General features: G+C 67.5%; 16 protein-coding genes. 6 read left to right on the top strand and 10 right to left on the bottom strand.

Going from position 1 to position 24210, the window contains the following annotated elements:
- Window positions 1-72: 72 nt before the first annotated feature.
- The 4 genes from OHA72_RS06095 to OHA72_RS06080 are packed head-to-tail and all read right to left on the bottom strand — an operon-like array spanning window position 73 to window position 4818.
- On the bottom strand, window positions 73-1368 hold the full coding sequence (locus OHA72_RS06095; protein WP_327006869.1) for an AAA family ATPase: 1296 nt from the start codon (window positions 1366-1368) through the stop codon (window positions 73-75).
- Window positions 1365-2858, bottom strand: coding sequence for a hypothetical protein (locus OHA72_RS06090; protein WP_327006868.1), 1494 nt, complete (start codon window positions 2856-2858; stop codon window positions 1365-1367). The genes OHA72_RS06095 and OHA72_RS06090 overlap by 4 nt, the downstream gene beginning before the upstream one ends.
- Window positions 2855-3982, bottom strand: a complete 1128-nt coding sequence (locus OHA72_RS06085) for a hypothetical protein (protein WP_327006867.1) — start codon at window positions 3980-3982, stop codon at window positions 2855-2857. The genes OHA72_RS06090 and OHA72_RS06085 overlap by 4 nt, the downstream gene beginning before the upstream one ends.
- Before the next feature lie 41 nt (window positions 3983-4023).
- The gene (locus OHA72_RS06080) at window positions 4024-4818 is read right to left on the bottom strand and encodes a hypothetical protein (RefSeq protein ID WP_327006866.1); all 795 of its coding nucleotides are present in this window, start codon (window positions 4816-4818) and stop codon (window positions 4024-4026) included.
- Between the two features lie 227 nt (window positions 4819-5045).
- Here OHA72_RS06080 and OHA72_RS06075 point away from each other — a divergent pair, with 227 nt between their 5' ends.
- The 4 genes from OHA72_RS06075 to OHA72_RS06060 all read left to right on the top strand — a co-directional run bounded on the left by OHA72_RS06075 (window position 5046) and on the right by OHA72_RS06060 (window position 16264).
- On the top strand, window positions 5046-7370 hold the full coding sequence (locus OHA72_RS06075; RefSeq protein WP_327006865.1) for an AAA family ATPase: 2325 nt from the start codon (window positions 5046-5048) through the stop codon (window positions 7368-7370).
- Window positions 7367-7735 (top strand): hypothetical protein, encoded by a 369-nt coding sequence (locus OHA72_RS06070; protein WP_327006864.1) that lies wholly within the window; start codon window positions 7367-7369, stop codon window positions 7733-7735. Before OHA72_RS06075 ends, OHA72_RS06070 begins: the two co-directional genes overlap by 4 nt.
- A gap of 193 nt (window positions 7736-7928) precedes the next feature.
- Complete coding sequence (locus OHA72_RS06065; protein ID WP_327006863.1) at window positions 7929-11312, top strand: hypothetical protein; 3384 nt, start codon at window positions 7929-7931, stop codon at window positions 11310-11312.
- A gap of 2 nt (window positions 11313-11314) precedes the next feature.
- Entirely contained in the window at window positions 11315-16264 is a 4950-nt protein-coding gene (locus tag OHA72_RS06060; RefSeq protein ID WP_327006862.1) for a DEAD/DEAH box helicase, read from the top strand.
- A 13-nt stretch (window positions 16265-16277) separates the two neighbouring features.
- Here OHA72_RS06060 and OHA72_RS06055 read toward each other — a convergent pair whose 3' ends face one another.
- The 4 genes from OHA72_RS06055 to OHA72_RS06040 all read right to left on the bottom strand — a co-directional run bounded on the left by OHA72_RS06055 (window position 16278) and on the right by OHA72_RS06040 (window position 18863).
- Window positions 16278-17831: a restriction endonuclease gene (locus OHA72_RS06055; protein WP_327006861.1), complete on the bottom strand. Its 1554-nt coding sequence runs from the start codon at window positions 17829-17831 to the stop codon at window positions 16278-16280.
- 69 nt (window positions 17832-17900) lie between these two features.
- Window positions 17901-18116: a hypothetical protein gene (locus OHA72_RS06050; protein WP_327006860.1), complete on the bottom strand. Its 216-nt coding sequence runs from the start codon at window positions 18114-18116 to the stop codon at window positions 17901-17903.
- Between the two features lie 96 nt (window positions 18117-18212).
- A complete protein-coding gene (locus OHA72_RS06045; protein ID WP_327006859.1) occupies window positions 18213-18518 on the bottom strand; it encodes a hypothetical protein in 306 nt (101 codons plus the stop codon).
- Window positions 18519-18590: 72 nt separating this feature from the next.
- Window positions 18591-18863 carry a hypothetical protein gene (locus OHA72_RS06040; protein ID WP_327006858.1) on the bottom strand — a complete coding sequence of 91 codons (273 nt, stop codon included), beginning with the start codon at window positions 18861-18863 and terminating at the stop codon, window positions 18591-18593.
- 481 nt (window positions 18864-19344) lie between these two features.
- On the opposite strand from OHA72_RS06040, the gene OHA72_RS06035 reads away from it, so the two are divergent.
- Entirely contained in the window at window positions 19345-20226 is an 882-nt protein-coding gene (locus OHA72_RS06035) for a helix-turn-helix domain-containing protein (RefSeq protein WP_327006857.1), read from the top strand.
- A complete protein-coding gene (locus tag OHA72_RS06030; protein WP_327006856.1) occupies window positions 20219-20416 on the top strand; it encodes a DUF397 domain-containing protein in 198 nt (65 codons plus the stop codon). The genes OHA72_RS06035 and OHA72_RS06030 overlap by 8 nt, the downstream gene beginning before the upstream one ends.
- A gap of 63 nt (window positions 20417-20479) precedes the next feature.
- On the opposite strand, the gene OHA72_RS06025 is transcribed toward OHA72_RS06030, so the two are convergent.
- Both OHA72_RS06025 and OHA72_RS06020 read right to left on the bottom strand, forming a co-directional pair.
- Window positions 20480-21952: a 5-methylcytosine restriction system specificity protein McrC gene (locus OHA72_RS06025; RefSeq protein ID WP_327006855.1), complete on the bottom strand. Its 1473-nt coding sequence runs from the start codon at window positions 21950-21952 to the stop codon at window positions 20480-20482.
- Window positions 21949-24057, bottom strand: a complete 2109-nt coding sequence (locus OHA72_RS06020) for an McrB family protein (RefSeq protein ID WP_327006854.1) — start codon at window positions 24055-24057, stop codon at window positions 21949-21951. The genes OHA72_RS06025 and OHA72_RS06020 overlap by 4 nt, the downstream gene beginning before the upstream one ends.
- Between the last annotated feature and the right edge of the window lie 153 nt (window positions 24058-24210).

Here is a 24210-nt window from a genome sequence, read left to right as displayed (position 1 = left end):
CAGGCCAAAATTGTTGATGTGCGGGCTTCAACGGTTGGCGCGGCAGTGTGAGCCGGGTGTGTAGTGCTTTCGTTACGTGGCTGATGTGCGGTGTTGCTCAAGATGAAACATCATCGCTTGGTTCGCCTCCCAGCCGTCGGGGAATTTCACGATCTCGTTCAGGTACATCCGGCCCGTGGACGGGTGGGCGTCCAGCAACTCCGAGATCCCCGCCCGCGCCACCACGACGCAGGCGTGACGGTGGCGGGAGGTCAGAACGCAGAGCCGGCCGGACTCGAGGTGGAAGGTTGTCGCGTCCTTGCGGCCGGACAGGGGGTGCCAGACGACGGTGACGTCGTACTCGCGGCCTTGGAGTCGGTTCGCGGTGTCGACGGTGATCCCCGAGTCCGGTGGAAGGAACTGACGGACAGCTGCCGCCTGGTCCCGGTGTGCGGTGCCGATCGCGATTCGACCCGCGGTCACCGGAGTGCCGTCCGGGGACTTCTCCGACACCGCGACTGCCCCGCGTTGCAGCAGCCGCATTGCTGCGGCTGCGCATGCCGAAGCGACCTCGACGTCGGTGCGCATGCTGTGTCGGGCTGGCAATTCGTGCAGCGCCCAGCCTGTAGAGGCCGCGGTCGACAGCGTCGTGTCCATCGGCGAGGACCCGAACGCATGCGTGGCGAAGGTCAGAGAGCGGTCGCCGAGGCCAGTGCCGGACGTAAAGCCGGTGAACGGGTAGAACGCCTCCGAGACGACGGGTGCGGCGGTGGCGGGTAGGCGCCAGGACACCGGCAGGCGGTGGACCTTGATGTCTTCGTTGTGGCGTAGCAGCACTGCCACGGCGCTGAGTTGTGGGTCCCAGGACAGGCCGGCCCAGCGTTCCGTTTCCACGGTGGAGAACGGGTCGAGTTGGCCGGGGTCGCCTACGAACAGGGTTCGGTCGAAGCGGCCGGCGATTCGTAGCAGTGCGTCGGAGCGCATCTGGTACGCCTCGTCGATGATTGCCCAGGGCCAGGAGCCGCTGGTCAGGGTGGCCCACTTCGCGGCGGTGCCGACGATGACCTGCGAGCCGCCCAACCCCGCGATCGCCGTGTCGACGGCGACGTTGCGGTGGGTACCGATCCGGGGTGTTGGCGTGTAAGTCTGCGATGACAGGCGGCCGATCGGCAGGTCCGGCGCGGCCGTGGCGAGGTTGGTGATGAGGTCGTCGACCTGCTCGTTCGTCTGGGCTACGATCGCCAGCGGCTCACCGGACGCGGCGATGTGCCGGGCCGCCCGCACCACCAACGTCGACTTCCCCGCCCCGGGCGGCGAGTCCACGACAACACCCGGACCAGGTCCGAACTGCAGGTCGGAAAGAACAGCAGGAAACACGTCGGTGGTCACGACCAGGCCTCCACAGCGTCTTCCTCGGTCGGCATCGGCGGCGCCGGCGGCCCGCCGTGCGTCCAGGGCGTGTCAGCGACATCCGGGAACTGCCCGGAAGGCTGGAACGCGTCCGACACCGTGCTGTACGTGATCAGCTCGCCCTCGGCCGGAATCGACCCAGGTGGGGCGGTGAGCGAACGCCCCATGCCACCGCTGAGCTCCAGCTCCACGTCCACAAAACCGTCGATCGGGGTAAGCGCGAGAATCTGCGCATTCTGGGACTGCCGGGCCGGCGACGACACTGATTGGCCGACGTTCAAGCGCAACGGATCCCGCGTCCGCACCGTGATCCGAGGCCGGAGCTTCCGACGAGCCCCGCTGTCGTCGATACGATCCGGCGAGGCGGCGACGACCGTACCGCTGAACGCCTCACCGGCAAGCCGAAACTCCGCCATCACGAGCGGGTCGTCCAGGGCCCGCTGCGCGTCATAAGCAGCCTGCGCACGCTCCAGCCGGCTGAGCCGCCGAGCCGCGGCAACAGCACTGTCGCGCCGAGCCTGCGGCAGCGGATTGTCGCCGCCAAGGTAGGCGACGTAGTTGGTGTACGCGTCGCGGTCCTCGGCCCAACGGTTCACGACGGTGGACCCAGGCGTGAGTTGGCGCAGCACATCGGCGCCCCGCCACATGAGATCCCAGGTCGGCGCGAGCTGGGAGCGCAGGTTGTCCTGCAACAGCGCGAGAGCACGCGAACGGGCGGCAGGGTTGCCGTCGGTACGCGCGTACCGGTCGATGGCCGGCGCCAGCCGCTCGGCGTCGAACGTCGGATCGGTGGTCGGACCCGCTGGCGGAAAGTGCTCCGGATCCTCAGCGGCCAACGCAGCGTCGAACGGCGACACGCCAACAGGCGGATCGATCCAGGCCAGCAACGCAGCAAGATTGGCGTCCTCAACACTGCTTTGCCCGGTGGCCCAGTGCGCCCCGAGCGCCGACGTCATCGGCAGTAACAACGAAGACCCCGGATACTCCGCCCGCTCAGCGAAGAACGTCAGCCACCGACCCAGCAGCGGCACCACCGGCGGGACGGCGTACTCGCCGTACGTGCGACGCAGCCTCGTCGAGCGCCCGAAGAGCTGCATGAACCCGACCCCACCAGGGTTCGGCACGAGGATCTGCGGCGCATCGCTGAACCGCCATCGGCTGTTCTTCCCTGGTACCTCTTCCTGATGCCGGGCAAAGCTGTCCACATAGGACAAGATCAGCCGCCCGAGCTCGGCCGCGAACGCGAAGCGCTGGTCACGGTTCCGCGGCTGCGGCACGACGAGCAGCTGCGGTTCGCCGGGGGAGTCGCCGAGCATCGCGGCCAGCGGAGCGTTGGCTTCCCCGGCCAACGTCAGCGGGATGAAGACCAGCGGCCGTTCGCTGATGTGGGTGTGGCGGACCGTGGTGATCTGCTGAGCGGCCTCCTGCTGCACCGCGAGCGCCCGGGCAAGCGAGGTCAGCGACGTCATGCCGGCAACCCGAAGCACTCGTTGCGCAGCCGAAGGGCCGCTCGCAGCACCCCAGCGGCCTCGACCTGCTCCGGTGACGGCGTAAGCGAACCACCGGCGAGGCCAAGGGCCATGGCCACGGACTCGACGCTGCCGAGTTCCTCGCTGACCGATCGCCCGAGCGCATGTGTGGTGCCGCGCGCTTCGTCGCGGCAGAAGTAGGACAGCTCGCACATGGAAAGGCAGTCGGGGGAGTACCGCGCCGGAATGTGCTCCAGCGCGTCGCACAACTCGCCGACCGGCCGGGTCGGCTTGCCGTCGCGGTCCGGCGCCAGGTCGAACGTCAATGCTGGAGCCAGCGGCTGCAGCAGCGAGTCGATGCGGGTCATCCGGTCGAGTTGCCGGTTCAGCACAGTCAACTGCCGTCGCACGTCGATCTTCGTGGCGACCGCGTGGTTGGAGAAGTTCTCCGGGCACACCAGGACGACGTTGTGCGACACCACAGCAGGGTCGTGGCCCAGGTCAGCGAGCAGGCGGCGCAGAGCTACGACGTACACCGCGGACTGCACGGCGGCAGCGGCCACCTTGCCGCCGTCGGCCTGCCCGTCGATGACCGCGAACGACTTGATCTCGATGACGTGGAACGTGCCCTGGAACTGGAACGCGATCAGGTCGGGCTCCAGGAACACCTGCCGCCCGCCGACCGGCAGCCGCAGCAGCGGGTGGTCGAAGAGCGTGCCGAAGTCGTCCGCGCCGTTCGCGGCGGCCCCGAGGACCTGGCGGGCCAGCTTGTGCCGCACCTCCTGGCTGGCATTGCCCGCGACGTCCTCGAGGTCCTGGTAGGCGACCTCGGGGATCGACAGGTCGAGCACCTCGCGCAGCATCCGCAGCAGCTCGGCGCAGCCGTTCGCCTTCACCTGCGACTCGAACGCCTGGGTGCGGGTGATCGCGAACGGCGACTGCCCGTATGGCGGCGGAAAACCGACGCGGGCGGCCACGGCGCGCTTGTCGACGCCCGCGGAGTCCATCACGGCACGGCGCGAGCATGCGGGGTTGCTGGTGAGCGCGGCGATGGTGCGTGCGTTGTGCGGGATCGGGGGTACCGGTCCACGCAGCTGATCGAGTCGCAGTTCGGTGCTGGTCACTGACGTCTTCCTTCGCGGGGGAAGCGGCGGCTGAGCGGCGGCTAGGAATCGGTGCCGGTGCGCACACTCCTGAGGTGGCTGCCGAAGAGCTGGTCGGCGTCGTCGAGTTGTGTCCTGGCCCGGCGGGCGGCCGCTTCGCGGTGCGACCGGTCGACGGGTTGGTGCGTGAGCAGTTCTGAGCGGGCGGCGCGGATGACGGTGTCCGGCTTGGTCGAGCCGATGCCGTCCGCGGCGCCGGGGATGTTCTCGGCGAAGAGCCACAGCAGCCGGGCGGCGTTGCGGTCGATGCCGGGCAGGCGGTCGATGTGTTCGGCGATGCTGACGGCTGCGGTGAGGAAGTCGACGCGCGGGCTCAGCGGGCCGACGATGCGGCGGTCGAGCTGCCAGGTGGAGATCGCGAGCAGCCCGCGGACCGGGGCGAGCCGATCGGCCGTGAGCGCGGCGCACAGGTAATACGGCCGGGCGAACGGCGCCGTGCGAAACGAGCGCTCTTCGTCGCGGCGGAGGCTGGTGAGTTTGGCGCTGTTGATGTCGCCGCCGAAGCAGGCGTTGTACACCTGGGCGATCAGCTTCGGCGCGGCCGGCACGGCGAGCAGGGTGAGCGCGCTGTGGACCTGCTCGCGCAGAGGCAGGATCGAGGCGCCGTCGCGCTGGGTCGGCGCTGTGGTCTCTTCCGGCGCCAAGGTCTCGACGGCTTCCTCCCATGCGTCCTGCAGGGCGCGGAGGTCGGCCTTGAGGGAGCGCGCGCGAGGGCGGTCGCCGGCGGCCATCGCCTGACGGACGGCAACGCGCAGCACCTCGATCTGCTGCTCGAGTTCCTCAGCGCTGTCAGGCACGTCCGTGAGCGTACGTCCTCCAGTAAATTCCAGCAATACCCACTTCGGTGGAGTGGATCGTACTGATCGTCTTACCCAAGGTGACGACTTTAGGCCCATTGACCTGCGGAATTGCATATGCGGGCACGAAACCCTGTTGCGGCGTTCCAGTAGCTTCCAGTAAGTTCCAGTAATCGCGCCGCGCTTCCTGCACCTCCCATCGAACCTCCCGTCGAACCGGAGCTGTGATGACCACGCTGCTCGAACTCATCTTCGACCGCCTCGCCAGCGAGCAGGTCGACACCCGCACCGCCGAACTCGTCCTGGCTGCCCTCGATGCCTCCACCCTGGCCACCGACCCGCCGTCCCCGGAACCGCCGGTCGGCCACATCTTCCTGTCCTCCGTGACCGTTGCCGGGTTCCGCGGCGTCGGCCCCGCCAGGACCCTGCCGATCCGCCCTGGCCCCGGCCTGACTCTCGTCGTGGGCCGCAACGGCTCCGGCAAGTCGAGCTTCGCCGAGGCGATCGAGCTGCTCCTCACCGGCGACAGCGCCCGCTGGGCAGACCGCTCCAGCGTGTGGCGCACCGGCTGGCGCAACCTGCACCACCCCGACCCGTGCGGCATCGAAGCCGAACTCCGCGTCGACGGCACCACCACGCCGATGCGACTGCGCCGCTCCTGGACCGCCGAAGCGGGGCTCGCCGACGCGGACGTGGTCGGCGAACTCTCCGAGCTGCGCCGGCCGATGGAGCTCTACCGTCCGTTCCTCACGGCCGCCGAGGTCGGTCGGCTCGTCACGGGTACGCCATCCGCCCTGTTCGACGCCATCGACGCCATCCTCGGCCTCGACGTGCTCTCCACCGCAGACCAGCGACTGCACGCCGCGATCAAGCCCCTTGAGGCGGCGACCAAGCAGCACCGGGCCGACCGGACCCGGCTGCGCGACGCCCTGGCCGCGATCGACGACGACCGGGCACGCCGGGCCGCCGTCGCCCTCGCATCGACGGACCTCGCCGCGATCCTGGACGAGCCGCTGTCCGGCGAGCTGATCGACCGGTACCGCCAGTGGGCCACCCTCTCGCTGCCCGATCTCGGCGAGGTCGCGGCCCTGGCGGAGGAGCTCCGTTCGGTGTCCGCCCAGGCCGGCGGCGCCGCCGACACCACTGCGACGGTCCGACTCGCCGAGCTGCTGAGGCTCGCGCTCGACCACCAGAACTCGGCCGGCACCGGCCCGTGCCCGGTCTGCCAGGTCGGCACCCTCGACGACGACTGGCGCTCCTCCGCCGCCGCGACGCTCGAAGCCACGCGCGGCACCGCGCTCAGCGCCCAGCGGGCCACGACCCGGCGCGCGGAGCTGGTCCGCCGGGCCCGCGCCGTCACCGCCAACCTGTCGCTGCCGCCGGCCCCTGACGGGCTGCCCGACGAGCCGGCCCTTGCGGCGGCTGAGGGTCTGCGGGCCGCACCGCCCGCCGGTGAGGACCTTGCCGTGCACCTGCTCACCTGGTACCCCCAGCTCGTGGCGGCCGTCGACGAGGTGCGCGCCGCGGCGGCCGAGTGGCTGGAGCGCCGCGACACGGGCTGGCAGCAGATCCTGCCCGACCTGCGACGCTGGGCGGACGCCGCGCATGAGGTGCCGCAACAGGCGTCGGAACTCGCCGACCTCAAGGCCGCACGGGCCTGGCTCAAGGACGCCGCGATCGTGCTGCGCAACCAGCGCCTGGCACCGTTCGCCGCCCACGCCCAGCAGATCTGGGAAGAACTGCGCCAGGAGAGCAACGTCCAACTCGGCACGATGAGCCTCGCCGGCACCGCCACCCGCCGCCGCATCGAGTTCCCGATCAGCGTCGACGGCGCCGACAACGGCACCGCCCTCGGCGTCATGAGCCAGGGCGAGATGCACGCCCTCGGCCTCGCGATGTTCCTGCCCCGGGCCTGCGCGTCGGAAAGCCCGTTCCGGTTCGTGGTCATCGACGACCCCGTGCAGAGCATGGATCCGTCCAAGGTGGACGGTCTCGCCCGGGTACTGGCGGCAATCGCCACCGATCGTCAGGTCGTCGTGTTCACCCACGACCCTCGACTGTCGGACGCGGTCCGTCGCCTCGAGATCGACGCGGTCACCCTGCAGGTCGTGCGGGCCGAACAGTCCGTCGTGTCCATCAGGCCGACCGCTGACCCGGCGCTGCGCTACCTCGACGACGCCAGGGCACTGGCCCGCTCGGAGGAGGTCGACGCCGACGTCCGGACCCCGGTCGTCGCGGAGCTGTGCCGGTCGGCGCTGGAGTACGCCTGCCAGCGGGTCGTATGGCGGGTCCGGACCGCCCGGGGCGAGCGCCACGCGGACATCGAGGACGCGCTGCAGCACGCACAGAAGACGACGACGCTGTTCGCGTTGGCGCTCTTCGACGACGCCGAGCGCGGCGGGGACGTCCTCGGCCGGCTCCGGAACGCGTACGGCGGCTGGGCCGTCAACGCGTACAACCTCAGCCGCAAGGCGGTGCACGGCGGCCATCCCGTCGCCGACCTGCCCGGCTTCGTCAGCGACACCCGCCGACTCGCCGAGGCCCTGCGATGACGCCCGGCCTCTGCCTTGACGCCGCCGACGGCCTGCTGCGTCGCGGACCGTCCGGCGTGTGGTGGCCGAAGGTGTGCGCGTGCCTGATCCGGCTGGCTTTGGAACTCGCCATCGAGCAGTACTGGCTGACGACCAGCCCGCAGGTCGCGGCCTGCACCGCACAGCGGACGAGGCTGCTGATGCTGCGCCGCCGCTCCGGCCAGGACCTGGCCAGACGAGCCGCGTTCGCCTGGGGCGCCCTGTCCACCGCCACGCACCACCACTGCTACGACACCGCCCCGACCGCCGGCGAACTCCGCCGCCTGCACACCGAGGTCGGGACGCTGGTGAAGCACCTGTCCAACACGGATCGGCGCGGCAACTGACAAACGCTGGACCTCATTCAGCTCCTTCCGCTTTGCCAAATGCCAGGTGTCGTGTTGCCGTTGTGATCGTCGATTTATCCGAACGGGCAGGAACGGCATGACAAACGGTCGATCTTTCGATTGATCCAGCGCGGCAGGATGGGTGCGTCGTTGGCTGGTCTCCTCATCTCGGTCGACTCAAACACTGTGAATATTGAAGACCGCTGTGGTCGAAGCCGATGGGAAGTTGTCAATTCCCATCGATCAGATCGAGCTTTGCCTGCAGGATGGAGCTGCTATGTCGCGCGCTGGAGAGTTCTTGGTCGAGCGGGAACATTCCTGGCAGTCCCTGCTGCGAGGAGTCTCCCTTGTCGCCGAGGTGGAGGTGCCGGACGACGAGGTGTTCCAGGCGCTCTCCTACCTGGGTCTCGTCTACCGCGACGCCGACGATTCCTACCGTGAACGCCTGCTACGCCGGTATCCGGCCATCGTGGCCATGGGACTTGCCAGGGTCGGCGCCGTGCACTACGAGCATGGCGCATTCTGGCCGGGCGTCTGGCGGGAGGCCGGCATCACCTACACCGACCAGAGCGATCAGCAACGGTGGGGTGAACAGTTCCGGACCGCATTGGGCCGGTTCGGCCTGGCCCGGTTCCCGGGCCTTCCGCTGGTCAACGTCAGCGAGATCCTCGTGCATGCGGGCGTGCCGGAATTCTGCCTGGGTGACTTGCTGGCGCTGCTTGCCAAACATCATGCTCGAAATCCTGGGCTGGACGCGCGGCAGTTCATGGAGTGGGCGTTCGCTCCAGGTTTCCAGTCGCGTCTCAACGTGGTTGACAAGCCGGTGCGGCGGTTTCTTGAATTCGGTGGCGACTACGCTGAGGATTTCGTCGACCGCTGCATCGACCTGCTGGTGCAACTTGCGCAGCCGGCCTTCGATCCCGATGGGATTCATCTGCCGGCCCGGGTCATTGCGCGGGCCACCGAGCTGGCTCAGTCCGGCCTGCTCGAACTGGGCGGGTTGCGTCGCGCCCGGGCGTCCGCCGCGCGCGAGCATCCCCGACTGTTGCTGGAGCCCTTTGGTCGGGGTCTGTTGATCTGGCTGCCGGCGGTAGAGGATGCCCTGGACGGCGTGGCCTCCTGGCAACTGCGCTTCGACGGCGAACCGCAAGAGGTCATGAGCCGGTCGCCATGGCCTGGGGGACGGCAGACCGCCCCGGCTACCGGGATCCCGGTGAACCAGCCGGTGCGTGAGGTTTCGGTCGAACTGGAAGACGCCACCCGCCGGGACGTCATCAGCGTCGTCGACCCAGGCGACCCGTTGCTCGTTTTCACCGAGGACGGACGGCGCATTCCGTCGTCGGCGTCAATCACTCCCGAGCCGGTCTGGCTCCTGCATCCGATGGCCTCGGAGTTCGGCGATGTGGAGGTGGAGTTCAACGGCCGCCCCGTCGTTGTCGAAGAGCAGTCGGCACCCTACGGCTGGGACGGGTGGCGGCTGCGCAAGGTCGACCTGAGTGATGTCCGCCAACTTCGACTCGGTGGAAGCGCCAAGTGGCGCACCGTCCAGGGACGACGACGCCCGCGACTGATGCTCACGCATCCCCTGGTCGGCGTTGCCACCGCACAGGACCTGCCGGTCCATGACACTCCGCCGACGCTGACCCTCCCCGGGGAGGCGGACGGGTCCGTGCGGTGGACCGTCCGCATTCGACGCCCGAACGCAGCCCAGGACCTGACGACGCAGACCCACACCGTGACCGACGACCTCGTCGTCGACCCCTGGAAGGGCATCGCGCGCCCGGCCGTCGGCGCGTTCGAGGTCACGGTGCGCGGTCCACTCGGGCGTGGCCTGTCGCAGACCGTCAACCTCGCCGAGGGCCTCACGGTCGTGTCCGAGCCCGCGGCCCGTGAACTGCGCGCATCCGGGCTGACCCCGTGCAGGATCCATCCCAGGACGGTCCATGCAGGACTGACCGTCACCCCGGCAACCATCGACCTGTCCCCACGCGAATCGAGCGCGCGGATCGAGGTTTCCGGCCCGGACGGAAACCAGGTGCTCGCCGTCACCCCGCCGCACATGGCGGTACGGCTCTTCAGCCCGGGCCAACGCCCGGAATGGTCGCTGCGACCACTGCGCCTGGACATCGAAACGCTCGGCGAAGGGGAGCTGCAGGTGCGACTGCCCGCACCCGCCTTCATCGAGCTCGTGGTCCGGGTGGGCACGGCAGATCTCCAGACGATTCCGCCGGTGGGCGGTGGCCGGCCGGATGTCGCCCGGTTCTCGCTCGCCCGCATCATCGACACGGTCACGGAACACGGCAGCGCACGCCTGGACCTGATGGTCAAGGGCGTGAGGATGCCCGCTGCCACGTGCGCACCACGGCAACTGGCCACCCAGATCGACGTGGACGGTGGCCGGCTGATGATCACCGCGCCGGTGGTGGCCGCGGATCTCACGGCCGGCGTCTACCAGACGCTTGCCCCTTGGCGGAAACCGTTCGTCAGTGCTGTGAGCGCCGACGGCACCACCGCGCCCCTTCCCGACGAGGTGGTTGGTGCGGGGCCGCTCCTGGTGAAGCTGCGGATCGAGGATCCCTGGCTCGCCGAGCCGTGGCCTGACTGGCCCACGAGCGACAACAGGTTCGCACTGGACGGGCGCCCGCTCGTGGTGAGCGGATCGGACACCCCAGAGACCATGCTGTCCAGGTTCCTCGCCGGCGAACAGGTCGACCTTGCCGACGTCGACGCGGCCCAGCAGGCCCTGCATGCCTTCACGCTCGCCAAACCGCTCCGCGCCGCCGGCATTGCGGTGGACGTCCGGTACGGGATGGGCAGAGTCCTCGCACGGGACCCCGCCTCGACCCTCCGGGCAATGCTTGCCGCGAGGCTCTCGCCGAACTCGCTGGTCGCGCCGCTGGTCCACTCCGGGCTCTGTGCGTTGCCGCCCGTGCCGTATCTCAATCCCGACGAGGAACTGGCCCTGTGGTCGGCCGGGCCGGTCGCGGCGATGTTGGCGTCAGCCCATCAATGGCGTCATCAGGCGGCTCCCACGGACCTGCTGGACAGGCTGACGACCATCTGCGGTGATGTCGCCGCCGACATCCTCGCCGGCAAAGACGATCCGTTCGCTCCTGTCGGACGGTTCGAGGGCGCGGATCAACTGGCCGTCATGCCACCCGAGCAGTTGGACCGACTGTGGCGCGCCGCGCGCGTGGTGCCCGGTGGGCTGTTGGACGCGGATGAGCGGCTGGTCGCCGCTCGCGAGTTGTTCGACGCACGGCTGCACAGCACGGTGCGCGGTGTCGCCGTCCGAGCCGACCGGCTGCTCCGCGAACTGCGGCCGGTGATCAACGAGGGCGGCGGATCGCGGTGTCTCGCGGCAGTCCGGGCCCGTCGTGCCGGCGACGGGTGGACCGCCCTGTCAGAGCTCTCCATCGCCTTCGCCCTCGCGGCCCGGCTGGCCGGTCACGGCCATCGCTCGGCGCACGGGTTCATGTCGACCCACTACGGGCTCTACTCGGCACTGGCCAGGCGCGCCCCACGGCTGACCTCCGTTGACCTGGTACTCGCGGAACTACTGATCGCAGGAGCCTGACCATGACGACGACGATTGACCCGCTCGCGACGACGAGTGCCATTCGCGACGCCTATCAGCGGTACCTGCACACCCTGCTCGAACCCCGGGACCCTCAGCTGGCAACCGCGCTCAACCAGGCGATCCAACGCGAGATCACCGAAGGCGTCGTCAAGGGTCCGCTGCTGGAGGCATCGCCGCCGTACGCGACCGGTGCCACCCTCCGTGAGCTCGTCGACGAGGGCGTCCTGCACCAGACGTTCACCGATCTGGGCTCCGGCGTTCCGCTGGACCGCCCGCTGTACCGGCACCAGGAGTCGGCAATCCGCAAGGTCGAGGCCGCCCGCAATCTGGTCGTGGCCACCGGTACCGGCTCGGGAAAGACCGAGAGCTTCCTGCTGCCGATCCTCAACGCGTTGATCACCGAGCGAGCCGAGGGCAACCTCCAGCCGGGGGTCCGTGCCCTGCTGCTGTATCCGATGAACGCGCTCGCCAACGACCAGATGAAGCGCCTGCGCAGCCTGCTGCACAAGATGCCCGACATCACCTTCGGCCGGTACACAGGCGACACCAAGGAATCCGACCGGCAGGCGCGGGAATCCTTCGAGCAGCAGAATCCGGACGAGCCGTTGCTGCCGAACGAGTTGCTCAGCCGGGAAGCGATGCGCCGCACACCGCCGCACCTGCTGCTGACCAACTACGCCATGCTGGAATACCTGCTGCTCCGACCGCTGGACATGGACCTGTTCGAAGGCGACCACGGCGGCAACTGGCGGTTCATCGTGGTCGACGAGGCCCACGTCTACGACGGCGCCCGCGGGGCGGAACTGGCGATGCTGTTGCGGCGGCTCCGCGACCGGGTATCCGGGGACCGTCCGCTGCGGTGCATCGCAACCAGCGCCACCGTCGGCGACAAGCCCGCAGAGGTGGCACGGTTCGCGCAGGCCCTGTTCGACGCGCCATTCACCTGGGACCCCGCCGATCCATCGCAACAGGACGTCGTCACCTCGACACGGGTCCAACGACCGGTCGGTGCCGAGTGGGGGCCGCTGACCGACGCTGACTACCGGACGCTCCTGGCCTCGGACGACCCCCAGCAGATCCTGGCTCGGGCGCATGCCGCCGGGCTGACCGGGACCGACGCCGGCGATGCCCTCGCCCACGAGCAGCGTGTTCGTCGCCTTCGGGCGCTGCTGGCAGTCGGACCGACACCGCTGACCACGGTCGCCGCCGACCTCTTCGCCGACGCCGCAGACCCAATGGCCGCGACCACTGATCTGGTCGCACTGGCCAACAAAACGCTGCACCACGACGGAGAACCGGTCCTCTCGGCCCGCTACCACCTGTTTGCCCGCGCCACCGAAGGCGCCTTCACCTGCCTCGGCCAACACGGGCCACACGTCAGCCTCACCAACCACGAACGCTGCCGCGACTGCGGAGACGCCGCGTTCGAATTCGGCTCCTGCAAGCGCTGCGGAGCCGTCTACCTCTCCGGCGTCATCCAGCGACTCGGCACCGAGGCCATCTTCCGGTCCCGCCGCTCGGGCGACGGCAAACGCGTCTGGCTCTGCCTGGACGAGTCAGCCGGTGGCGCGGACGAGGATGACGAGACCCTGGACGACCCGAACGTCCTCGACGACCGGGACGGGTCGCTCTGCACCACCTGCGGTGCGTACGTCCACGGCCGCCGCAGCTCCTGCGTCCGAGCCGCATGCGCGGGTGCGCGCATGCGCGCCGTCAGGGTGCTCAACCAGAACGCTGGTGAGCTCACCGGATGCCTGGGATGCGGAGGCCGCGCGGCGGGACTGGTGCGATTGTTCGAAAGCGGCAACGACGCCGCCGTCTCGGTGCTGGCCACCGCCATGTATCAGGCGCTACCGGCGGCCACCGATCCGGTCCAGGCGGGGCTGCCCGGCGAGGGCAGAAAGCTGCTGCTTTTCAGCGACAGCAGGCAGGCCGCAGCGTACTTCGCACCGTATCTGCAGGACTCGTACGCCAAGCTGCAGCACCGCCGGCTGATCTTCGCCGGCGCGACGGACGCCTTCGCCACCGACACGGACGTGCGGCTGGAAGATGTCGTCTTCCGCGCGGCCAAGGTCGCCGATCGGTTCGGAGTCTTCGAGCGCAAGCAATCTCGGCAGACGAAAGAGCGGCAACTGGCGCTCTGGCTGCAACATGAAATCCTCAGCCTCGACGAGCGGAACTCCCTTGAGGGAACCGGGCTGCTGCGGTGGGGCCTGCTCCGGGAGGCCCACTGGCCGGCGCCCAGGCCGCTCCTGCAGCTCGGACTCAACTCCGACGACGTGTGGCATCTCATCGAGGAACTGCTGCGTACCATCCGCATGCAGGGAGCGGTAAGCGCACCGGACGAGGTCGATCCCAGAGACGAACTGTTCGATCCTCGCCGTGGTCCGATCTATCTGCGCAGCGAGGGTCCGGAGCCGAAGCGCAAGGTGATCAGCTGGACGCCGGCCAAGGGCCGCAACCGTCGGCTGGACTACCTCCAACGCGTGCTGCAGAAGCTGGAATACGCCGGTGATGCGAAAGCCCTCCTCCAGGAGATCTGGCAGTTCCTGGTCAAGGGGCCCGCGAAGGATTGGCTGCTGAAGAGCTCGGAACCCCGGCTTGGCACCGTCTATCAGCTTGACCACACCGAGATCACCTGTATCCCCACAGCGGAGGGCGAGTCCCTCTGGCAGTGTTCGCTGTGCAGAAGGACGGCGCCTGTCAGCGTGCTGGGCGTCTGTCCGACAATGAACTGCACGGGTGAACTCAACCCATGGCTGCTCCCTCGGGTCGTGGACGACATCGACCACTATCGGGCGCTGTACCGCGCGATGACCGCGGTGCCGTTGTCGGTGCTGGAGCACACGGCGCAATGGACCAGCGAGAAGGCCGCCGAGATCCAGCAGCAGTTCATCCGCGGCGAGGTGAACGCGCTGTCCTGCTCGACCACCTTCGAGCTCGGCGTCGACGTCGGCGAACTGCAGGCGGTCGTCCTGCGCAACATGCCCCCCACCACCGCGAACTACGTTCAACGCGCCGGTCGGGCGGGACGGCGGGCCGACTCCGCCGCGCTTGTGCTGACCTACGCCCAGCGCCGCTCCCACGACCTCGTCCGGTTCCAGCATCCGGAGCGGATGGTCGCCGGCGAGGTCCGCCCACCGCGGCTGCCGCTGAACAACGAACGCATCGACCGGCGCCACGCCCACTCGGTCGCCCTCGCCGCGTTCTTCCGGCACTGCTTCCAGTTGGACGGCACGGTGTGGCGTACCGCCAGCGACTTCTTCCTCCCCGGCCCGGACGGCGTGACCCCGTCGACATTGGTCGGCGCGTTCCTCGCTCCGGTGCCACAGAGCATCACCGCATCACTGCGCAAGATCCTGCCCGCAGAGGTCCAAAACGAGATCGGCATTGACACCGGCGACTGGGTCCACGCCCTGACCGACCTGCTTGAATCCATCCGGCGCGAGGTCGAGCAGGACGTGGAGATCTACGAACTCAAACGTCAGGAGGCCTTCGCCGCCAATGACGACAAGCGGGTCAGTCGCTACGGACGCGTGCTCAACACAGTCAAACGACGAGACCTGCTCGGTCTGCTCGCCAACCGCAACGTGCTGCCGAAGTACGGCTTCCCGGTCGACAGCGTCGAACTCAAACTCACCTTCGCCGACTCGCAGGTGGCCACACAACTGGAGCTGTCCCGCGATCTCGGCGTGGCCATCTACGAGTACGCACCCGGCGCCGAGGTCGTCGCCGGCGGCTACGTGTGGCGCTCGGCCGGCGTCTACCGGCTGCCCGACCGGGAACTGGAGCAGCGCCACTATGCCGCCTGCGCCACCTGCGGGCACTACCGGGAGGCGATCGACCCCCTCGACCAGGTATGCCCCTCCTGCGACGCCCCCTTGCAGGGCGCCCGCCACCGCTACGCCGTGCCCATCTACGGATTCGTCGCGGCCAGCAGCGGCCAACGTCGCCCAGGTGCCCGCCCGCCGCAACGGGCCTGGCACGGCAGCACCTACGTCGTATCCCCGGGCGCCGAGGTCGACGAGCGGGTGCATCCGGTGATCGGCGGCAAGATCACGGCCAGGGCCGGCGCCCGCGGCGAACTGGTCGCCATCAGCGACGGCGTCGCCGGCCGCGGCTTCCGGATCTGCTCCCGCTGCGGGTTCGGCGAATCTGTCGCTACCGGTCGGTCCAATCAACACGACAGCCCGATCACCAAACAGCTCTGTCGCGGTACCTTCGAAACCCTCTCGCTGGGCCACAAGTACCAGACGGACGTCCTCGAACTCGTCATCCAGAGCCCGGTCACCGTCGGCGCGGATGAAGCGGTCTGGTGGTCGATGCTCTACGCACTGGTCGAAGGCGCGGCGGAAGAGCTCGAAATCTCCCGCGACGACATCGACGGCACCCTGTTCCCCACCGGCTTCGGGCAGACCGCGCTCATGCTCTTCGACACCGTCCCTGGCGGCGCCGGTCACGTGCGTCAGATCGCCAAGAACCTCCCACAGGTACTGCAACGAGGGCTGCGCCGCGTCGCGAACTGCGAATGCGGCGAGGAGACCAGCTGCTACCGCTGCCTGCGGGTCTTCCGCAACGAACGCCACCACGACCAGCTCCGCCGCGGCTCAGCGGCCGACGTCCTCGGACGACTCATCGGCCGCCCGACCACCAGCTCCGTCGGCGTGCCCCGCATCAGCCTGACAAACCTCGACCCCATTCGAACCCTCAGCCGCCGGTTCCTCCTCGAGGAGATGCTGGACGAGGTCTTCGAGCCGGTCTCGACGGGCCAGATCGACCTGTACGAGGGCCGCATCGTCCTTGTCCGGTGCGCGGGTACGGCACTCGTCGGACGGCTGTGGCTACGCCGGGACGATGCGGGCATCACCGAGGTAGGTGTTCAGCCCCTTACCGGAGACCCACGCCATGCGGCGCCCGCTGACGTCGAACTCTTCGGTGTTGCCGTGTAGGAGCAGCTGCAGGTCACTTCGGAATCGGGACGATGCGGGCCGGGATGCCGTACTCCTTGCAGATCGCGAGCAGCCCGCTCCCGTCGATCAGCTGCAGCGGTTTGCCGTTGGCGAATTCATAGCTGCTCGGCCCATATCCGCTGGTGGTGATGAGGATGCCGCTCTTGGCACCCTCGTGCTGCATCGTGCCGTAGAGATCCCGGACTGCCGTTGGTGGCACGGTCTTGTTGTACAGCTTGGCTTGGATGACGTACTTCCCGCCACGAATCGGCGTGGGGTCGTAAGCAACACAGTCCACGCCGCCATCGCCGGTGGCATTGAAGATCTTGGTGTCGAATCCCATCCGCGTGAACAGGTTGTGGACAAAGTGCTCGAACTCCTTGGCGGTGAGGTCCAGCAGATTGGGCCGCTTGTCGATCTGACTGATGACATCCACCGGATCGATGATGCGCGGATCGGCCATCTTGAACTCCATGACCGGCTGCACCGCCTGGAGTTCCTCTGGATGAGATGAGACGTCGGCAGCGAAGTACTTCCGGACGCAGGCGACCGGGTCGACGTTGGCGAGGACCAACTCGGTGAACTGCTCACGATTGGCCCGCAGCGTGATCAGGCACGGCGTGATGGTCTGACCGGTCGCGGGGTCGATGGCCTGAACGATGCCGTTGAACACGACCGTGTTGACCAGGGAGAGCCGTCCAACGGTGAAGACGGTGTGCACTGCCCGCAACGCCATCTGCGCGACCAGATTCTGGTAGGTCCGCCGAATCTCGACCGCCGTGCGTGCAGTCCCGACGAACTCGTCCCTGGCCTTCACCCATTTGAACATCCGCTGAGCGGGAACCACGTCGGTGGCCGGCAGCCGCCATTCGAGGGCCAGCAGGGTGGACTCCGGTACGTAACCGGCAAGGCGCTGTCGAGGGAACCCGGGAGGGTCCCGGACTTGATCGATGACCGCTTGGAAGTACCGGCTGACTGCATGCCGGTTGCTGCTGCGAACGCCCGCCGCGAACCGGTCCACCGACGCGTTGTGTTCGTCGACTTTGGCACGAGCCGCCGCCTGACGTTCCGCATGAGCTCGACGTGCCTCGACCACTCGACGCAGGCGAGCTCGCTCGCCAGCTTCATATTCTTCGATCGCCGCCGCGAACACCTGCGCGGCTTCCGCCCGGTCGCGCGCATAGCGCGCATCGCCGCCGAGCCAACGTCCCAGCGTGCCGGGCCTTGCTGGCTCGAAGTCCCGCCAGGCCGGTGCCGCCATCGGCGTAGCATCTGCTCCGAGATCGAGCGGAACCTCGGGCGAACGCCTCTTCAGGGCGCTGAAGTCGACCCCTGGTGTCGGGTGCGCGAGCGCGGTCGCCAAGATGCCATTGAGGTCCGCCATCGTCCGCTCGGCCTCTGCGGTCAGGTTGGCTGCTTGGGCGATCCGGCTCTGTTCATACTGCTTGACTTGATCCTTGCGCTCCTGCTCGGCTGCCCGTGCTTCCTGCCTTGCCGCAGCTTCTGCCGCTCGACGCTGGGCTGCCACGTGGCGCTGGAAGTTCGATGATCGAGAACCCGACGCCATCTCCGCCTCCCCGGTTGTATCGCAGAGTAGTCGAGTCAATACTCCTTCGCATAGACCAGGTTCGCTACTTCATTCCTTCTTGGTGGCATCGGGGATCAGCAGGATCACGTCGATCGCAACCTCTACCTGCAACCGAGCACGGGTGGCGGCCGCTGTTCGCAGCGTCCGGCGTGATGCGCGAAGCTCGGATGCTTGCCTCTTCCGTTGGACGTGCCCCGTCATGTGCTCAGACAACCTGTTCATCGCGACGTCGAACATTGCAACGCCGGCGCAGAACGTGCGCACCAGGTGCGCACGTCCTACCTGATCGACATGGTTGAAGGGCGACCTGATGCGTCGGAAAGCGAGCGAAACCAACCGGATTAGCGCAGTCCCCGACCGTCAAACGCTGACCAGTTCAGCGAGGGCGCGGCGCGCGGCGTCTGCCGTGGTGCTCGGCAGCAGCAACTCCCGGCTGGCTATCGGCTCGGTCAGGTGCCACGGCTGGCCGTCGGACAACTGCAGCATCGACAGCTCGATGTGTTCATCGCTGCCGTCGGGGTCTGCGATTTTGGAGATGTAGAGGTTGATGGCCGGGTCGTCGGTCTTGGCGACCAGCGGATCGGAGCGGTGGTACTCGTCTCCGCCAGGCATGTAAGCGGTGCACGCGGCACGTGCGCACCAGACCGGATGGGGCTGAGCGTTCATGCTTCTCCCTGGTTTGAACGGGTTGCCCGTGAGCTCGACCTCGTCGAGGTTGCCCTTCGGGCTCTTGCTGACCTACGCCCGACTCTCCCGATTGCGCATCTCGTGCAGCATCTCGGTGTACTGACCGACGGTCGCGCTCAGCTTCGCGGTAGCGTCAATCGCCGCCAGCAGGGCGTGACCGCCGAGCCCGAACTCGAGAACGACGACTGTGTCTCCATCGCGAAGTACCAGCACTGGGTCGCCGTCCTCGTCGATCGCCAGATACGGCTCCAGCGACCGAAGGTCCAGGTCGTAGTCCGCTTGCGGTGCGGCCGGCAGTGCACTGATCGCGATCGGTGTAGCCATCACCATTTGCCTCCGTTCGCCCGCCATGCGCCGCCTCGGGTCAGCAGCGGGAGTTCCTGGAAGCGTTGCGTTGGGGCGTTCCAACTGACCGACGGAACGGCTCGGTTGTGCAGTTCGCCGGCCGGAGCAGCGTCACAGCATGGCCAATCGCCGCCACACCAACACCGAGCACGCAGCCACCACCAGCGCTTCATTCGGACATGCATGATCGCCTCCCGTACCAAATGGGAGCGTCAGCGCGCACCTGACGCTTCATGACCGCTCGTCGCGCAACACGCGATCAGCGATTGAGTCGTGCCCGGGTCGCACCTGCTAGGCATTGCGTAGGGCCACTGGATAGAAGCCTGGCCCAATTGGCGCCTTCAATGCAATACTTCGCGCTGGGAATCCCGCTCGTGGAGTCCGCCGTCCCAAGTTGACACTGCAAGGTGTTTCAAACAGGACCGGCGTTGCGTCGTAACTGAGACAAGGAGGTGGGCCAGTGACCGACTCGGCAGGCTCATCCGTACCCCGCCGTCAGCTCGGCCGGCTTCTGAAGGAAGCCCGTGAGAAGGCCGGCGTCACAGCGCCCGCAGCTGCAGCGGAGATCGAGGTCGGCCGGTCCAAGATCTACCGGATCGAAGCTGGCGAGTCGCCGCTGAAGCGGGTGGAGGTACTGGCCCTGGCAGGGCTCTACGGTGTAGATGCGACGATGACTGAGGTCCTGGTCGCCCTCGCCGCCGAGACCAAAGCACAAGGCTGGTGGGCCTCGTTCGACGGCGCGATGCCGGACTGGTTCGAGCTGTACGTCAGTCTCGAGGCGGCGGCGAGCGAGCTCCGGCAATACGACCCCACAATTGTTCCCGGTCTCCTCCAGACGGAGGACTATGCCGCCGCGGTCTTCCGAGCGAATCCAGATCACACCGACGAGAAGATTGCTCGCCTGGTCACGCTGCGACTGGAGCGACAACGTCTACTGGCACGGCGTGCGCCCCGCCCGCCAGCGCTTGACGTCATCCTTGACGAGGCTGTCCTTCGACGACCTATCGCCGACCGTGCGGGCATGCAAGGTCAGCTTTTGCGCCTGGCCGAGGCTTCCGATGCCAAGAACGTTCACGTCCGGGTACTTCCGTTCACCGCAGGTCCGCATCGCGCATCGCAGAGCGGGCCGTTCGTGATCCTCGATTTTCGAGCGGAGGGCCCGCGACCTGCCGAGCCGACCACTGTCTACGGCGAAGGCCTGACCGGTGCCGTCTACCTCGACAAACGGTCCGAGATCGAGACGTACGAGAACGCCTGGAACGCCTTGGACGACCTGGCCCTCAATGTGGAAGATTCGAGAGAACTGATGCGAACGCTGGCCAAGGAGTACGACGATGCATGATCTGACCGGCGCCGTGTGGCGCAAGAGCACTCGCAGCGGCAGTAATGGTGGCAACTGCGTCGAGGTGGCCGGCAACCTTCCTGGTGTCGTGGCCGTGCGGGACAGCAAAGACCCGGACGGGCCGGCGCTCACCTTCGAGGCCGCCACCTTCGTGGCCTTCGTCGAGGGTTTGAAGGCCAACCACATCTGAGGCGCTGCCTCTGGCAGTTCCGCGAACCGGCGGACGGGACGCCTAACTGACTGGTGTCAGGCGTCAAGGGGTCAAGGTCACTGGCGTCACAACGTCGCGGAACCGTTCAGCTGCATGGTCGAGGTAGGTGTCCCAGGTGGTCGCGGTTCGTGCGTCTTCCGGCTGCGGGAACGGAATTCGCACTGTGGATAGGCGCACCGGTGTCGGGGCGGTGTCGCGGCCGCGACGCCACGTTCGTGTGGCTCCTTCGCCCGGGTAGATCAGCAATGCCTGTTCGACGGTGCCTTCCGTGTCGTCCAGCAGGTGGGTGTACGCGAACATCTGGTACTGGTCGCCGCGATCTGGGGGTTTGCTCGCAGCGAGCGTCTTGTACTTGGCGTCCGTGATCCAGATGGTCGGACCGTGCCACGCCACGTTGTCCGGACGGCTTTCGCTCGGCTTGCCGGGCTTGTCGATCCAGGGATCTGCGACCAGGTTGGTCGGCAGCGCGGTCTGTGCCAGCACTCGGGTGAAGTGGCTACGGCACAGCACCCGGTAGACGATTTCCTCCCAGAGCTTGTCGGTGGGAAAGGACAGCTCAATGGCGTCCGCAAACGGCCGGCCGACCTCCTCGGCGGTGAACTCAATCTCCGCCAGCAGTGCCAACGCGAGCCGCAGCGCATCGGCCCACGGCTGATCGAGCCGGTTCAGGTGCAGGCGTGGCCCGATTCGCAGCGCCATCCGAGCCGGCATCGTCGTCACCCCGGAAAGCGCCCGCCGCAACGTGACCGCGTCGTGCCGCAGTTGCTGTTCAGCGAACCGGCCGTCGAACGGCGATCGCATGCCTAGGCCGTCAGCAATGCGTTCCAACGCCGCGCAGATGATGCCGAGCAGCTGTGTGGACTCGGTCAGTTCGTCATACCGGCAGACCAACCGCGGATCACCGGTCGCGGCGTACCGCACCACGCTCGAAGCGTCGATCCGGCCACGGACGGCGGTCCGGGCGGCAACGACCGGACGGTATCCACGGCGAATCGCGTGCGTTCGGGCCAGCACCTCATCGAGAAACCGTCGACACAGCAGCGGGCGATGCAGCGGAGACTGGCCCGACACAGCATGCAAAGACTCCGGTCGTGGCGTCAGGAAGTTCAGTCGATCGAAGAGCTGCAACAGATCTGTCGTGACATGCCGGTGGTCGCCGTCCAAACCACGAACCGCGTCCGGATGCAGATTCTTCGGGCGTACATCCGGCGCCAGCAGGCTACTGTCCCAGCGCACCGCACCCTGCTGCGTCTGCTGTCTAGAGACCTCCAGGCAGCTGTCGAGCAGCGCTTCCATGGCTGGATGGTTGGCGGTGACGTGGAGCCGGTCGAGCTCGTACAGCGTGAGTTCGTGATGGCGGCGATTCGGCCATTCGGGTACATGCACCACGGTTGCCGTATTGCGCGGCCGCCACGTTTTCGGCGCCACGCTGAGGACAATCTGGTGGTCGACGCTCCCGGCCGCGGTGAACCCGATTCGGGCTCCGCGGGGCGATGCCGTGAGCGTCATACTCATGCTGCGTCGTCCGCCTCGTCATCGAACAGGTCCCCATCAAGTTCGATGGACACCTCCGCACCAATCGGCGATCCGGTGTCGGCGCTCGTCCGGAACGTGGTGATCCGTGCGCCACGCGCCAATCCGGTGCCGTCCACGACCACCTGCAACTCCAGCGACTGTTGCAGGAAGCCATCCAGCTGGCTCAACGCCGGCAGGGCCGTCTTCCGAATCTGGTCCAGGGCGCCGTGCTGAGCGAACCAGCTTTCGCGGGTGTTTGGAGCGAGGAGGTCATCGGCGCCCAATCCACGCACCACGTCAATGAGCTGCGGCAGGATGGTGTACCGCCATTGCAACTGCAACAGCCGCATCGCCGTCTCGAGTGTCGAGGCCTCGGCCAGCGCAGTGGCAACGGCATACAGGTACGACTGCCCTAGCATTGCGTCCGGACCAAGGCATGGCCGCAGCGCGTGGTCATTCAAATCTCGCAGAATCTTCGCGGACTCCGTGAACAGCTCCCGAGGCGGACCTGACACCGTCGCCGGCAACACGTCACCGTCCGGCATCACCGGTTCGAGGCGGTGGAAGGCAAAGCGTCGCCGCATCGCCGCATCCAGCGGCGCCACCGAACGGTCTGTTGTGTTCGTTGTGGCGATGACGTAGACGTTGTCCGGCACGAAGAACGTGCGACCCGAGTAGGTGAGCTGCGCAGGTGTTGCCACCTGCCAGTTCTTGGCGCTTGCCGGTCCGCTGCCTGGCTTGTACGTTGCGCGCCTCGACGCCTCCAATGTCAGCAGCAGATCACCGAACACGCTCGGCACATTGCAGCGGTTCAGTTCGTCGAACAGCACGAGGACATCGCGGTCAGGTGCTGCCGCGGCCGCCGCGCACACGGTCAGGAAGAAGCCGTCCTTAACGCTGAACCCGCCCTCGGATTCTGCCGGCTGATCGAACAGGCCGGGCGTTGTACCTGGCTTCGATGAGCCGGGGCGCAGACCCTCGATGAAGTCCTCATACGAACTGCTGGGGTGCAGCACCATCGCTCGATACTTGCGGCCGTCGAACTCCAACAATTCCCGCCCAGTGCGGTCGCGCCACATGGCGGCGAGGCGCTCGATGGCGTAGGTCTTGCCGGTGCCAGGTACACCCTCCAACACCACATTCTTGAACGCCAGCAGCGCTTCAAGGATCGGGTCCGACGGGCCGGTCCGCTCCACGGTCGAGGTCGGTGCGGCGCTGGCGTGCTCGTGGGTGATGGCGCCACCGAATAGGTCCGGGATCCGCTCGTTCAGGAACTCCAGCATCGTGCAGACGTGCGGGTGGTTGATCGGGACGAGGTAGACCTGCTTGACGTTGCCATCCTTGGTGAACGGACCAACATCGGGGCTGCGGTCAGGGATGTCGTCGCGCTTGATCGGATTCGGCAGTTCCGAGTAGTCAACGGGGCAGAGATAGCCGATGTCGCCCCAGGCGTCGGTGTTGAACTCAGCCGGACGCGGCGCGGTGTACGGGGCCTCGGCGACGGTGCCGATTGCCCGGATGTTGTTGTCGGCATAGTGCACGATCCGCTGGCCCACCGCGAGGTTGTTGACATCCTTATGGTGCGCCACAGACCGCCCGGACTTTGTCTGCTGCGGCGCCCACAGGTAACCGCCATCGCGTTCGGCCTTGTACGTGGCCCCCTGGTTCACCCACCAGAGTCCCGAGAACGGCACGACCTCGTAGCCAAGTTGCTCGAGGCGGGCAATCGCGCTGGTTGCGTCGAATTCGTTCGGTTTCAGTGGACTGCCACCAGCGGTGTGCTGATGCGCGGCACCGACGATTGCCTTCGGATCGTAGAAACGGCCCTCGTTCCGCAACAGGTACTTGGTCGCAACACCGAACCCGTACTTGTTCAGAAAGTCCTGCCGGCCGAGCTTGTCGAACTCGGCAAGTGCCGCCTCTACGGCGGGCTGCTCAATCTGGGACAGCGCCATGGTGGGCAGCCTAACGACGATCAGCCTACCCAGCTTCACGCCGAGCCCGGCCGAACTCGACTTCGGTGAGGAACTGCTCAGTGGCACCAGGTCCCGCACGCCCGGCTTCACCAACACCGGTATACAACCGGAGACGATCACGGCGGTCACCGCCCGGCCTGTCGGCGGGTGCGGCCCCCCGTTATCAGCCGCACCCGCCGAGATTCAGAGCGCCCCGATCTCGGCGTGCATCAACAACACGCCGACGGCGGCGGTTGGTTGCATCGGTTCAGGGGAATTTTCTGTCGCCCCGATGGCATGGGC

It is taken from the genome of Dactylosporangium sp. NBC_01737 (assembly GCF_035963215.1).
Lineage (GTDB): Bacteria > Actinomycetota > Actinomycetes > Mycobacteriales > Micromonosporaceae > Dactylosporangium.
Note: the sequence above shows the minus strand (reverse complement) of the source record. Positions and strands in the feature narration are given on the sequence as shown.